The following is a 14442-nucleotide window of genomic DNA, read 5'->3' as shown; positions in this document are numbered from 1 at the left end:
GCCGGGACGCATTTAAATCACGGGTGTGAGAAACCCGCACCGACACGCGCCACAATGGCGGTATGGCCGGTAAGCGAGTCGCCCTCGCGCTCGGCAGCGGAGGGGCCCGTGGATACGCCCACATCGGCGTCATCGAGGAACTGCGGGCCCGCGGTTTCGACATCGTCGGCGTCGCGGGCTCGTCGATGGGCGCGCTGGTGGGCGGGCTGCACGCGGCAGGCAAGCTCGACGAGTTCGCCCAGTGGGCGAGGTCGCTGACCCAAGGGGCGGTGCTGCGGCTGCTGGACCCCTCGATCACCGCGGCGGGGGTGCTGCGGGCGGCCAAGATCCTCGACGCCGTGCGCGACATCCTCGGTGAAGTCCGAATCGAGGAGCTGCCGATCCCCTATACCGCGGTGACCACGGACCTGATCGCGGGCAAGTCGGTGTGGTTACAGCGCGGGCCGGTCGACGCCGCGATCCGGGCGTCGATCGCGATTCCCGGCGTGATCGCCCCGCATGTGCTCGACGGGCGCCTGCTCGCCGACGGCGGCATTCTGGATCCGCTGCCCATGGCGCCGATCGCGGCCGTCAACGCCGACGTGACGATCGCAGTGTCGTTGGCGGGCAGCGAATCCGGCGGCCGCGAACAACCCGTCGACTCCGAACCGCGCGCCGAGCGGCTGGCCAAGATGTGGCGCAGCACCGCGGCGTTGTTCGACACCAACGCCGTGCTGGGCCGGTTCGGCTCGGGTGCCGACGGCGGTGACGAGCACGGGTCCAGCGACGACGAACTGGTCGACTCTTCGAAGGAGGCGTCGGTACCCCGGCTTGGCAGTTTCGAGGTGATGAACCGCACCATCGACATCGCGCAGGCGGCGCTGGCCCGCCACGTGCTGGCCGGCTATCCGCCCGATCTGCTGATCGAGGTGCCGCGGTCGGCGTGCCGAAGCCTCGAGTTCCACCGCGCGGCAGAGGTCATCGAGATCGGCCACACGTTGGCCGCCGCGGCGCTCGACGGTCTCGACCCGCCCGACGACGGCGAAACGACCGCCACACCGGGCTGATCAGCCGGTTCGGCCCGAACGGCCGGCCAGGAATTCGGCCACCCCGGCGGCGACACGTCTGCCCTGCGCGCGGCCCGCTTGCGCCGACGGCCGCCGGCAGGCGGGGTCGAGCGGGTTGGTTCCGAAGGCGGCCAGCGAGTCCTCGTCGGCGAAGATCCCGAACGCGTTGTCCCCGAGCGCGGCGATCTCCTCGGCGGCGCTGCGAAACGGCGACGGGGTGTTGCGGCCCTGCGGAATCAGCGCGACGAGCGAGTCGCAGTCGGCGGCCAGCACGAGGTTGACCGTGCTGCCCACGCCGCCGTCGATGTAGCGGCGGCCGCCGATCGTGACCGGTGGCCACACACCCGGGACCGCGCAACTGGCGGCCACCGCGTCGACGAGGTCGACACCCGAGGACCGGTCGAAGCCGACCAGTTCACCGGTGGCGGCGTCGATCGCAGAGATCCGCAAGTCCCGATCCGGCCACCGGTGTGACGGCAGCCGCTGTGCGATCACCTCCCGGCGCACGGGCTCGGACACGGTCTCGGTCGACAGCGCGACCGCGGCGATGCGTTGCAGTTTCTGCTCTTTCGAACCGGGTCGGCTCATCGCGGTCATGAACAGTTCGGTGATGTCGTCGATGCCGGCGCCGGGGTCGAGTTCGGCGGTCGACGACGACGTCTGCCGCTCGAACAAGTCCGCCAGGCTCACCTCGCTGCCGAGTTGGGCCGCCACCGCCGAGCCCGCCGACGTCCCGACCAGCACGTCGCAATTCCGCAGCGACGCCGCGGTCGCGGGCGACTCGTCGGCGATACCCAGCAGAATGCCGGTTTCCCACGCGATTCCGGCCAGCCCGCCGCCGGCGAGCACCAGCGCTCGTTTCGTCACGGCTGCGAGTGTGCCAAACGCGTCAGGCCAGATGCGGTGCGGCCCTGCCGCTGAGCAGTGGCAGGTCGAGGTAGGTGGCAATTCCGGGCGCGGCCGCGCAGACGGCGGGCACCGAGTTCACGCAGTGCGCGGCAGTGCCGACGATGCCGTACTCCGGACCCTCGCCGCCGATCTCGGACTGAAATCCCTTGACCGCGATGGAGACGTCGGGGTTGCCGCGGATCTCCATCTCGTAGCGCTGACCTTCCGGCCCGAACGTCCAGGCGGGATCCAGGTTCTGCTCCCCCATCAACCAGTTCACCGTCACCCGCACGACCGTCTTTTCGCCGACGACCGCCTCCCAGTGAAACTTTCGGCCCGCGACCTGTCCGGGTTCGATGACGCCGATCGGCGACTCGATCGGGTCCGTCGCCACCGCGATCTCCTGCCGCGAGCGGACTTCGGGGTCGGCCTTGAAGCCGACCTTGTCGACGATCATCCGCACGGCCTGGATGAATCCTCCGTCGAGAAGCTTCTGCATCGGACCGCTGAGCGCCTTGTCCGGCACCTCGCCGAAGCCCATCACGTGGCGTACCACGTTCGGGGCCTCGTACGTGCGCAGATCCGAGAACTCCTCGGCGCGAACGAAGGTCACTCCCGTGGAGAACGCGGAGAACAGCAGCGGGAACTTCTCGCTGATCCCGCCGGGCGCGATGCCGGTGCCGTGCAGCGTAGCGTTTCCCGCGGTCGCCGCCTCCCGCAGTGGGGCCGCCTGCCGCTCGCTCGGATAGATCCAGCCGACCGGGGTCACGACGTTCTTACCGGACCTCAGCAGCGCGGCGACGTCGTCGGCATCGGGCAGCAGTGGCGAGTAGATGACCGCATCGGCGTCCAGGGCCAGGATCTCTTCCACGCTGTTGGTCGCCGTGACACCGAGCCGACCGACGCCGACGATCTCCCCGACGTCTTTGCCCGCCTTGTCCGCCGAGTGCACCCAACACCCGGCGAGTTCGAGATCGGGATGTTCCAGCACGCCCTTGATCGCCGCGACGCCGACCCCGCCGGTTGCCCACTGCACCACCCGCAGACCCATGAGTCCGGTCTACACCACTTCCCTGCGAGAACAGGCACGGAATCGCGCAAACCGGCGCACAATCGTGCGAATCCGCGACTGCTCGCGCGGGAGGGGCACACGGGCCGAGGAGCATTCGATGAGCGACACCGGCGGGGAAGGACGCGTGGGCACCCAGATCGGCCCATATCGGCTTTGGCGGCTGCTCGGCAGGGGCGGCATGGGCGAGGTGTACGAGGCCGAAGACACCGTCAAGGACCGCACCGTCGCGCTGAAACTGTTGCCGGAGTCCGCGTCGCACGACCCGGTGTTCCGCAAAAGGCTACAGCGAGAAGCGCATTCGGCTGGCCGGTTACAGGAGCCTCACGTGGTGCCGATCCACGACTACGGCGAAATCGACGGCCTGCTCTTCGTCGACATGCGGATGATCGAGGGCACCGATCTGCGCAAGATGGTCAAGCAGGACGGCCCGCTGACGCCCGCGCGGGCGGTGGCCATCGTGCGGCAGATCGCATCGGCCCTCGACGCGGCCCACCAAAGCGGCGTCACGCACCGCGACGTCAAGCCGGAGAACATCATCATCACCGGCGACGATTTCGCCTACCTGGTCGACTTCGGCATCGCCAACGCCGCCACCGACGAGAAGCTCACCGACCTCGGCACCGCCGTCGGGACCTACGCCTACATGGCTCCGGAGCGGTTCACCAAAGACGAGGTGACCTACCGCGCCGACATCTACGCGCTCGCCTGCGTGCTCTACGAATGCCTGACCGGGTCGCAGCCGTTCCCCGGCGACAGCGTCAGCGTCGTGATCACCGCGCACCTGATGCAACCGCCGCCGCGGCCCAGCGCGCAGCATCCGGGCATCCCCGCGGCATTCGACGACGTCATCGCCCGCGGCATGGCCAAGGACCCGCAGGACCGCTACACCAGCGCGGGCGACCTCGCGCTGGCCGCGCACGCCGCGCTGACACACCGCGATCAGGACCGGGCCGCGACGATCCTGGAACGCAGCGCGCCACCGGCCCCGATGTGGATGCCACCGCCGCCGCCCAAACCCCCCGGTTTTCCGTGGACCGCGCTGGTCGCCGCGGCCGCGGTGTTCGTGTTGGCGCTGGGCGCGCTCGGGGCGTTCTTCGTGGTCAAACGCGACGACGGGGTGTCCTCGAGCGGGTCGGCGACCAGCACCCGAACCGCCGCGCCGACACCGCGGCGGAGCACCCCGGACACCACCCCCGCCCGGTTCGACAGCAGGCTCATGGCGCTGCTGCCGCGCGGGTACGCCGACGGGGTGTGCAAGCCAGCGCATCCACCGGCGAGCGGGGCGCTGGCCACCGTCGACTGCGGTCCGGCCTCGCGCGGCGGCGGCCCACAGTCCGCGAGGTACTCGCTGTTCGCCGACCAGCAGGCGCTGGACGGGGCCTTCGACCAGTCGGCGGCGGCCAACTCGACGCTGACACAGTGCCCGGGCAGCGGCGTCGATTCGCCGACGACGTGGCATTACACCGATACCCCCGACAAGGTCGAGGGCCGCATCGCCTGCGGGGTCTTCAACGACCGCCAGGACGTCACCTGGACGAAGAACGCCGACCTGTTGCTCGGCGACGCGCAGGGCACCAACCTCGAAGGCCTGCACAGCTGGTGGTTGGAATTCGGCTGACGAAATCTCCAAGGGTCACCCGTTGGGCGCCACCGGCCTGGCGCAGTGCGCCGAGTTGACCTGGCAACTGCGCGGCACGGCCGACAAACGCCAGGTCAACGACGTCACCGCCGCGCTGCAGCACAACATCGGGCTTGGCGGCGCGGCCGTGGTGACGGCTTACCAGCGCGCCGAACGCCGATGAGGGATGATGGACTCATGCTGAGGAAACGGATGACCGTTGCGCTCGCTGCCGGCCTGTGCGCGGTGGCCGTGATACCCGCCGGGGCCGCGACGGCCGATGACCGGAGGTCAGCCGAGGAAGTCATCTCCAAGCTGCGCAGCGAGGGTTACAACGTCACCATCGACAAGATCGGCACCGCACCGATCTCGGAGTGCGTGGTGACCAATGTGCGTAACCCGCAACAGTTCACCCAGCTGATGCCGCTACTCGGCGGCAACGGCGACGGCGTGCTGTTCCCGGTGACGATCAGCCAACCGATTTCGGTATCGCTGGACTGCACTCGCTGAGAGCCGCACGTCATCGTGTGCAGTCGGCGGTCACACTGATGGTTCGCTGAGCGACCACCTGGACCAAATCGTCACCGCGGCGGACCAATTCGGTGCGCTCGCGCGCATTCCTGATGTCGGTGACGACGCACTCGTCCAGCGGCGCATTCCCGATCTTGCTGACCTTCACATCGAAGCCCTGCGCCTCGAGCGTGGCGATGGTCAGCGCCGCCGACTCGGCGGCCGATGCGACGGCTGCGGGCGCGACGATAGCTCCGCACGCAGCAGCGGCAATTCCAACCAGTATCAACAGCGTTGCACGCATGGCGCCCCGCCTCCCTTCCCGTCGTGAACCTTGTCGTGAAGACCACCGTGGCCTTCACGCGGTTCAACGGGTCACCCGCGAGGAGGGTTCAACGCAATTGGAGAAAATCTCAGGCGTGCACGGCCTGCAGTTCGGCGGGCTCGGGCACCACGATCGGATCGGTGGCGACGAACTGCGAGTACAGCAGCGGCATCGCCGAGGTCACCGAGAAGGCCGTGACGCCGCCGGTGTAGTCGGACATGTACAGCCGAGCGCCGTCGGGATCGACGGCGACGGCCGAGGGCCGGGTGTCGGTGGTGATGGTGTCGACGATCTCGAGGGTCAGCGTGCACAGCACGATCACGCGGTCGTAGTCGACGACGAAGGCGCGGGTCTTGTCGAGGCTCATGACGAGCTGGGTGGGAGCGCCGATGCCCAGGTCGACGGTGTTGGCGACCCGGCCCGTGGACAGGTCGACGACGTGCACCGCCCCGCCGTCGACCAGGTCGGACGTCAGGACGCATGCGGTGCCGTCACCGAGCGCGAGACCCCGGATCGGCGCGCCCATCTGCACTGCGCGCTCCACACGTGCGGTCTCGATGTTCACCGTGACCAGCGCACTGCCGCGCGCATCGGTGGTCGCGACGTAAAGCTTCTTGCCGGCGGGGTCCACCTCGAGGGCGTCGATGCCGACACCCGCGCCGGTGGCGACGTCGATGGTGCCGACGCGCTCGGCGGTGACGTCGATGACAGCGACGTCCGCGTAGCTGTCGCCGGTGCGCCCGGCGAAGACGCGCTTGCCGTCGGGGCTGGCGGCGAGCGCGGTCACGCTGTGGGCCAACGAGTACGAGCCGATGACGCTGCGGCTGATCGCGTCGACCACCGTCACCTCGTCACGGCTCCATGTCGAGGTGCTCACATAGACGCGGTCGTCGGCGACGGCGACCGCGAACGGCTCCCCGCCGACGGCGACGGTGCCGTCGACCGTCGGGCGGCCACCATCGAGGAAGGAGAGAAACGAGACGGTGTCGTCGGCGTGGTTGCTCACCACCACCTGCCCGCCGCCGACGGCGGCCAGATCGCCGATCGGGCCGCGCCCGACGGCGGCGTTTCCAAGTGCGGTGATGCCGGCGTCCGGGTCGTTCGACACAGGCGGAACGGCACCGTGATGGGCGCCATGGGGCAGCGGGAAATCAGCCATTTGTGTTTCGGTACCTCCGCCGGTTTGGCGTGCACCGGCTCTAGATTCCAAGTCTTGCGCCTCTGAATAGGGCGCGCTTCCTGTCGAGTCTAACGAGGAAAAGTGATGCTCTGTTCCGGCGCAACGCTGATATCCGGTGGCGGTGCGGCAACCTCTCAGCCATCACTTAGAAAGCTCGCGGTCACGGCCGGGCCATCGAAGCGCAGCAACGGTTTTCGGCCGGATTTCGACGTCCTGAAGTGCGTCGACGCGAGGTGCGGCGCGAGCGGCCGCGTCATCGCCGGTTGTCGGAGAGCAACCACGGATTCTTAGGCTTGCGCCGAAAGTGAGCGGTAAATCACACCGCGACACACGCCCAGGGCCGCCTCGCCATCTCGACGCGACGTGCTGCCTCGGTGACCCAGTCGCGGTCAACAGTTCATTGTTACTTCGATCACATGCGGTCGGCGGCGACGATCTCGACGGCACGGCCCACGCCGGTGGCGCCGTCGAACAGCACCCAGTCGTGGTAGTGAATGTGCGGGTTGTTGGCCAGGAACTCGCTGACCACGATCGCGGTTCTGACCGCTCTGGCGAAGTTCTGCGGCGTGCCGGCGACGTCGAGAAGCGCGAGGAATTCGTTGGTCTGGATCAGCGTGATGATCTTGAAAGCGAACGGGAGATCGAGTTCCATCGCGGTGAGGACCTGATAGGCCAGATGCAGCAGGGTGTCATCGGTGGTCGTGGCGTACATATCCCCGTCGATAACGAAATCGTATGTGCGCGACCGGAACTCATCGGGGGTATAGATTCCCGAGATGCCCGCGCCTCGCGGGTTGTTCCCGAGCAGAGTGACCCCCGGCGGACGACAAGGGCTACCGAAGGTGATCGCCTTGACGAGATCGCCCGCACGATGGACCAGCGGCTGGCCCGGCAACATCAGCCGCATAGTGCGGACCACCACTTCGGCACCCTGACTGTAGCCGCACAGATAAAACTTTCCCGCGTTCATCAGGATCAGTCGCGCGAGTTCGGCCACGCCAAGGGCCACCGACTCGTTGTAGCTGGTGAACGGGTCGGGATTGAGGAAACCCAGCGCGGGATAACCGACCGGCTGGTTGCGCACGACCCCGGTCTGCTCCAGCCGAAACCCCACATCGAAGGGTGGACCCTGAAACGGCGTGCCCCACGTTCCCGCAGCCGTGTAGAAGAACGGCAGATCCGTCGGCAGCGGAGCGGGCTGATCGAACCTCAGGCCCAGTCGGTCCAGCGTCGAGGGCCCGGCCACGCCGTCGACGGGCAGGCCGGATCGTCGCTGAAATTCTTCGACGACGGCGGTGGTGGCAGGCCCGTAGACGCCGTCGACGACGAGGTCGGAGTACAGCGGATAGTCACGGTTCAGCCGGGCCTGCAGCAGCCGGACCAGATCGTTGTCGTCGCCGGGCGCCAACACCACCGCCATCGCGAACCCCCTCGCTCGAAGCAGCCGAGTTCACGGTAGCCCGCCGCAGGCGCGCGGAAACCATTGTTGGCCAAGATTTTCAGGCAACCTCAAGCGTACGACGAGCAGCGGCTGACGCCGACGGGTGCGCAGTGGTCGAACTGCAATTGCACCCGGGTGCCCGTCGGTCGCTGCGAGATCGTGGTGCGGTCGGCGAGCGCACGCATCAGCGGAATGCCACGACCGCGGGTGTTGGACTGCGTCGTCGGGTCCACGTGCCGCCACCTGCCGTGATCGCAGACATCCACCGACAATGTGCGGTCGGCGGCGACGTGGCGGGCATACATTTCCACCGGGCCACGATGGCCCTTGTAGGCGAATTCAGCGACATTGGTCAGCGCCTCGTTGACGGCCAACAACACGTCGTTGAGCCGCACCCCGTCGAGCGCGACGTGTGTCCGCAGCCATTGCGAGAGGTCGTTGCGGAATCGAGCCACGGTATGCGCGTCGGCGGTGTCGGCGCGCGACAGATCGGAATCCGGCGCATCCGCGGGAGTCGGGTCGGTCCTCATGATGCCAAGGGGATACCCCGTTGGCCCGCCCGTCACTCCGCGAAGTTCTCCAGCGCGACGTCGAGGGTGGCGTACAGGTCGATCAGGTCGGTGATGCCGGTGATCTTCAGCGGCCTGCTGGTGGCCGCACCGTCGGCGACCACGGCGAACCGCGTCTGGCTGCCGTCGGTCTGGTTGTGGGCCTCCATCAGGATCTGCATGCCTGCGGACCCCAGGAAGTTCACCTGAGTCAGGTCGACGATCAACGCCGACGGCTCCTTGCCCAATGCGGACTGGACGGCGTCCCTGAGCTGAGGCGCTGTGAGCATGTCGAGGTCACCGGAGGCGGCGACCACCGCGACACGGCCCACCCAATTCTCGGAACAAAGTTGGTCTTCCAAGCCTCACCTCTTGTCCGGTGACCGATTGCGGTCGCTAACTTCATCATGAGGCTGCAGTCTGAACCCGGCCAACAGGGTAGCGAGTTCTGGAGGCGAGCGCACCGCCGGGCACCGGCAAGGCAGTTGGCCGGCCAGGGCGCCGACCCACGTCCGCTGAGGTCGTGGGCCATTTGCCACAAACGCTGCGCGACGCCTAGCCGCAATCCGCCGGAGCACGACACGGGCCAACTGGGCGGCAGCGGGAGCGCGACCCTTCGACACGAATGTGCGGCCGTCACCATCGGCTTCCTGCCGCCCCGGCTTGCCCGGCGACACATAGCCGAGTCATCGACCAGCTAATCCTTACGGGATTTATCAGTGTTTGTACCTGCAAAGAGACGTGGATCACAACATCCGGCGATGGTTTTGATATTTGCTGAATGTTGGCCCGCCCGCCGGCCTCCGGCAGCGGAGCCTCGAGCCGCCGCGGCGGGGAGGCCGGCGCGCCGCCTTCCGTCGACCCTCCGCCGAAGGACTGAGTGCGGGCAATACTGGCTCAGAGCAGCTCCAGCTGGAGTTTGCTGGACTGTCCCTGAATTGCCAAAGGCAGCGGGCAAATCGGCAATTACCAGGCGATAGGGAGTGGTCAGCCACGGCGCAGCGTTGCGACGTGTCCGATACTGAGTTTGCTAACGGCATTTGGCACCAAATTAACGATATGGTAAAGATAACGGTACTTATGCAACATTGGGGTTGCAGGGCACTGTGCACCCCAGGCTCGGTTCAGTTCGGCGACAGGGGACTCAAGTGCGATACGCGAAGTACATCGGACGGGTTGGCGGGTTAGCTGTCGCACTGGGCGTCGGGCTCAGCTTCGGGACGGCGCCTGGGTTGCCCGTTGCGCAGGCATCCGAGTCGACGAGCGAGTCCTCTTCTGACACATCGACAACGGATACCCAGACCAATCCGCTGACGACGACCGGCAACCTGACGGTCGAAACGGCTCCGAATGATTCAGACGTTGCCGCCGAGTCCGGCCTCGGTACGGGCACCGACATCGGCGGCGATGGCGATGGCGATGGCGATATCGACGACGCCGACATCGGCGAGATCGGAATCGACGACGACATCGACGCCACCGACGAGATCGACGACATAGGCGAGATCGGCGAGGGCCTCGACGATCAGCCCGCCGGTGAACAAGACGCGAACGCGAACGGTGCGGTCGACGAGCCGCCTCTGGTCGATGACGTCGACGACGGGGTCGCGGGCGAACCAGCCGGGGGCGAGACCAACGGCTCCGACACCGGCGATGTCGTCGACGCGCCGGTGACGTCCAACGGATCCGCGGCAGACGTCAAGGACGATCAAAAGCTCGGCGACAGCGACGGCGACCCCGACCTGGCGACCACCGAGTTCACCGCGATGACCACGTTCGCCAGCGACCTCGCGGCTGCCGGGGGCGACGGTTCGGCCGAGGTCGGCTCGCTCGACCCGGAAACGATGCCGATGACGCTCAACGCCGTGGTGGCGCCGCCCGCCAATCCGTCGCCGGTGGCGCAGGTGTTCCGGCTGTTCTCGGGCCTGCTGTCGCTGGTGGGATTGGCGCCTTCCCCCACCAGCCCGCCGGCTCAGTCCCCGCTCGCCTGGGGTCTGCTGGCCTGGGTCCGCCGGTCGTTCCAGGACGTCCTGGCCGGTCTGCTCCCGGGTACGCTGCCGCAGCCAGTTCTGACCGCCGAACCTGTGGTGGGCCCGGTGCCCGGGGAGCGTCCCGTCGCGGGCAACACCCCGCCGGTCGCCGACGACGACTCCTACACCGTGGCCGAGGACACCACGCTGAAGGTGTCCGCCGGCAACGGGCTGCTGACCGGCGATACCGACGCCAATCGCAACAAGCTGCGTGTGCACAGCTACACGGCCCCGGCGAACGGCACCGTCTCCGTCTCCGCCAACGGCGCACTGACCTACACCCCCGACGCCGACTACCACGGCACCGACACCTTCACCTACACCGTCACCGACGGGCGGGGCGGCTACGACGTCGGCACCGTCACCATCACCGTCACCCCGGTCAACGACGCCCCCGTCGCACGAAACGACTCCTACACCGTGGCCGAGGACACCACGCTCAACGTGCCCGCCGCCAGCGGCGTGCTGGCCGGCGACACCGACGTCGACGGCGACACCCTGGTCGTCACCGGACACACCCAGCCGGCCAACGGCACCGTCATCGTGTCCTCCAACGGCGCGCTGAGCTACACCCCTGATGCCGACTTCCACGGCACCGACACTTTCTCCTACACCATCTCCGACGGCAACGGCGGCACCGACAGCGCCACCGTCACCATCACCGTCACCCCGGTCAACGACGCCCCCGTCGCCAGAGACGACTCCTACACCGTCGCCGAGGACACCACGCTCAACGTGCCCGCCGCAGGCGGCGTGCTGGCCGGCGACACCGACGTCGACGGCGACACCCTGACCGTCACCGGACACACCCAGCCGGCCAACGGCACCGTCACCGTGTCCGCCAACGGTGCACTGACCTACACCCCCGACGCCGACTACCACGGCACCGACACCTTCAGCTACACCATCTCCGACGGCAACGGCGGCACCGACAGCGCCACCGTCACCATCACCGTCACCCCGGTCAACGACGCCCCGGTCGCACGAGACGACTCCTACACCGTCAGAGGGGGTACGTCGCTGCTGGTGTCCGCCTCCAACGGCGTGCTGGCCGGCGACACCGACGTCGACGGTGACACCCTGACCGTCATCAGCCATACCCAACCGGCCAACGGCACCGTCACCGTCTCCGCCAACGGCGCGCTCAGCTACACCCCCAACACCGGCTACGACGGCATCGACACCTTCACCTACACCATCTCCGACGGCAACGGCGGCACCGACAGCGCCACCGTCACCATCACCGTCACCCCGGGCGTCACCGCACCGGTGGCCGGCGGCGACAGCTTCAGCACCGACGAAGAGGTCCCCGTCACCCGCACCCTGCCCGGCAGCGGCGCCGACGGGCAGACCCTCACCTACGAGATCACCGTGCCGCCGGCCAACGGCACGATCTCCGACTTCGATCCCGCCACCGGCACCTACACCTACACTCCGGCCACCGACTACTACGGCACCGACACCATCAGGTACACCGTCACCGCCGGGGGCCTCACCAGCAACGAAGCCACCGTCACCATCACCGTCAACCCCGTCAACGACGCGCCGGTGGCCGCCGACGACAGCATCACCATCGACGAAGACACCCCGTTCACGCGCACCCTGCCCGGCACCGACGTCGACGGGCCGACGCTCACCTACGAGATCACCAAACCCCCGACCAACGGCACGATCTCCGACTTCGATCCCGCCACCGGCACCTACACCTACACCCCGGACGCCGACTACAGCGGCACCGACACCATCAAGTTCACCGTCAGCGACGGCTTCGAGACCAGCAACGAAGCCACCGTCACCATCACCGTCACCGCCGTCAACGACGCTCCGGTCATCGAATCGGTGACCTCGAGCGAGCCCGACCCGGAGACCGGGGCGATCACCTACACGGTCACCGTCACCGACGTGGACTCGCCGGCGGAGGACTTCGGCATGATCGTGGGTATGCCGGCCAACGGCACGGTGTCGGAGGCGGCGATGACCGCTCCGGGCACCTTTACCTTCACCTATACCCCGTCGGTGCTGGCCCGGCTGCTGGCCGGCTCGACACTGGCACCCGACTACGACAGCTTCACCATCGCGGTCAACGACGGCGAGTTGAACGCCACCGCCCCCGTCACGGTCGAGATCTATGCGGGCTCATTGCTCACCGACGCCTCCAACAAGTTCGTCGGGTTCGGGCCGCAGGGCATGGCCGTCCACGGCAACCGTCTGTACGTGGCCAACGCCGGAAGCAACGGCGTCGCGGTGATCGACACCGACACGGGCCAGGTGCTGGGCACGATCGCGACCCAGACCCGGCCGCAGCGGCTGGTCGTCAGCCCCGACGGCACCCGGTTGTACGTCGCGAACAACGGCAGCGGCACGGTCTCGGTCTTCGACACCGCAGAGGGCACAGCCATTTCCCAGGTTGCGGTGGCCTCCCCGTTCGGGCTGGCGCTCAACGGCGACGGCACCCGCCTCTACGTCACGAGCAACACCTCCAACAAGGTCACGGTGTTCAACACCGCAACCGGCGCGACCGTGGCGACGATCACGGTGGGCAGCGCTCCCACCGCGGTGGTCACCGACGGCGCCCAGGTGTACGTCGCGAACAAGAACAGCGGCACCGTTTCGGTGATCGATGCGGCCACCAACGACGTCGTCGCGACGTGGACCGTCGGCTCGTCGCCGCAGGGATTGGCGCTCAGCTCCGACGGAAACACGTTGTACGTCACCAACACCGGAAGCGGAACCGTGTCGGTGATCGACACCACGACCGCGGCGACGGTCGCGACCATCGCGGTAGGCCCCTCGCCCAACGGCATCGTGCTGAGCCCGGACGGCAGCGTGGCCTACGTCAACAGCGCCAACCACACGGTGGCGGTGATCGACACGACGACCAACACCAAGGTGACCGGCACGATCCAGGCCGAGACGGGCACTCTGGGCCAAGTCGCGGTCAGCGCCGACGGCCAGCACCTCTACGTCAGCAACTCGGTGGGCATCACCATCCGCACCGTGTCGTTGACCCACCTCAACCCGCCCCCGGTCACCGAGAATCCGAACACCGGGGCGATGTTCGAGGACTTCAACGGTCCCGCGGGCTCGCTGGCCAATCCGGACATGTTCAGCTTCCTGCTCAGCGGCGGTGGCGCCGGCAAGCTCCAGATGAACACGACGGATCCGCGCAACGCGTCGCTGGACGGCGAGGGCAATCTGGTGATCACGGCGTACAACGAGCCGTACACGTACATGGGGATTCCGCTCTACAACTACACCAGCGCGTACCTGACCACCCAGGACAAGTTCGAGTTCACCTATGGCACGCTGACGGCGCGGATCAAATTCCCTGTCGCTCAGGGTATTCACCCCGCCTTCTGGATGTTGGGCTCGGACGTCGACACCGTCGGCTGGCCGGACAACGGCGAGATCGACATCTTCGAGATCGTGAACAGTCCGACCTACTCCGGTTCGGGGTTGCACGGCCCGGGCAACTACGGGGTGACCGCACCGGCGGCGGTCGACATCGACGACGACGAGTTCCACGAGTTCTGGCTCAAGTGGGAGCCCGACAAGATCACCGTCGGCATCGACGACCAGATCACCGCGGTGTGGACCCCGGACGATCTGCCGCCCGGTGTGCCGTGGACGTACAACGATCGCTCGATGTACGTGATCATGAACATCGCCATCGGCGGGATGGGCGGTCCCCCTGATGAGACCACCACCTTCCCGGCGCAGATGATCGTCGACTGGCTCAAGTACGAGCCGCTGGAGTCAGATGTGGCGCTGTAGCAAAGCGCCG

General features: G+C 67.6%; 11 protein-coding genes and 1 pseudogene. 5 read left to right on the top strand and 7 right to left on the bottom strand.

What is annotated here, in order from left to right:
- Nucleotides 1–62 precede the first annotated feature (62 nt).
- A complete protein-coding gene (locus tag ABQE89_RS25705) occupies nt 63–1046 on the top strand; it encodes a patatin-like phospholipase family protein (RefSeq protein ID WP_448421949.1) in 984 nt (327 codons plus the stop codon).
- On the opposite strand, the gene ABQE89_RS25700 is transcribed toward ABQE89_RS25705, so the two are convergent.
- Nucleotides 1047–1913: a patatin-like phospholipase family protein gene (locus ABQE89_RS25700; protein WP_448421947.1), complete on the bottom strand. Its 867-nt coding sequence runs from the start codon at nt 1911–1913 to the stop codon at nt 1047–1049. It lies immediately after the preceding gene.
- A 22-nt stretch (nt 1914–1935) separates the two neighbouring features.
- On the bottom strand, nt 1936–2985 hold the full coding sequence (locus ABQE89_RS25695) for an NAD(P)H-dependent amine dehydrogenase family protein (RefSeq protein ID WP_448421945.1): 1050 nt from the start codon (nt 2983–2985) through the stop codon (nt 1936–1938).
- A 118-nt stretch (nt 2986–3103) separates the two neighbouring features.
- Between ABQE89_RS25695 and ABQE89_RS25690 the strand changes: the two genes are divergently transcribed.
- The 3 genes and pseudogenes from ABQE89_RS25690 to ABQE89_RS25680 all read left to right on the top strand — a co-directional run bounded on the left by ABQE89_RS25690 (nt 3104) and on the right by ABQE89_RS25680 (nt 5134).
- Nucleotides 3104–4624 (top strand): serine/threonine-protein kinase, encoded by a 1521-nt coding sequence (locus tag ABQE89_RS25690; RefSeq protein WP_448421943.1) that lies wholly within the window; start codon nt 3104–3106, stop codon nt 4622–4624.
- Between the two features lie 4 nt (nt 4625–4628).
- Nucleotides 4629–4808: pseudogene (locus ABQE89_RS25685) on the top strand (thiolase C-terminal domain-containing protein); the annotation flags it as partial.
- Nucleotides 4809–4837: 29 nt separating this feature from the next.
- Entirely contained in the window at nt 4838–5134 is a 297-nt protein-coding gene (locus ABQE89_RS25680) for a hypothetical protein (RefSeq protein ID WP_448421941.1), read from the top strand.
- Between the two features lie 10 nt (nt 5135–5144).
- On the opposite strand, the gene ABQE89_RS25675 is transcribed toward ABQE89_RS25680, so the two are convergent.
- The 5 genes from ABQE89_RS25675 to ABQE89_RS25655 form a co-directional block, all read right to left on the bottom strand.
- Entirely contained in the window at nt 5145–5438 is a 294-nt protein-coding gene (locus ABQE89_RS25675; protein WP_448421939.1) for a hypothetical protein, read from the bottom strand.
- Between the two features lie 109 nt (nt 5439–5547).
- Nucleotides 5548–6618 (bottom strand): MmpL3/TtfA transport complex stabilizer, encoded by a 1071-nt coding sequence (locus tag ABQE89_RS25670; protein ID WP_448421937.1) that lies wholly within the window; start codon nt 6616–6618, stop codon nt 5548–5550.
- 433 nt (nt 6619–7051) lie between these two features.
- Entirely contained in the window at nt 7052–8059 is a 1008-nt protein-coding gene (locus ABQE89_RS25665; protein WP_448421935.1) for a peptidoglycan-binding protein, read from the bottom strand.
- A gap of 89 nt (nt 8060–8148) precedes the next feature.
- Complete coding sequence (locus ABQE89_RS25660) at nt 8149–8610, bottom strand: ATP-binding protein (protein ID WP_448421933.1); 462 nt, start codon at nt 8608–8610, stop codon at nt 8149–8151.
- Between the two features lie 32 nt (nt 8611–8642).
- Nucleotides 8643–8990, bottom strand: coding sequence for an STAS domain-containing protein (locus ABQE89_RS25655; protein ID WP_448421931.1), 348 nt, complete (start codon nt 8988–8990; stop codon nt 8643–8645).
- Between the two features lie 786 nt (nt 8991–9776).
- Between ABQE89_RS25655 and ABQE89_RS25650 the strand changes: the two genes are divergently transcribed.
- Nucleotides 9777–14432, top strand: a complete 4656-nt coding sequence (locus ABQE89_RS25650; RefSeq protein ID WP_448421929.1) for a cadherin-like domain-containing protein — start codon at nt 9777–9779, stop codon at nt 14430–14432.
- Nucleotides 14433–14442: the final 10 nt, after the last annotated feature.

The sequence above is a fragment of the Mycolicibacterium sp. XJ1819 genome (assembly GCF_053483675.1).
Note: the sequence above shows the minus strand (reverse complement) of the source record. Positions and strands in the feature narration are given on the sequence as shown.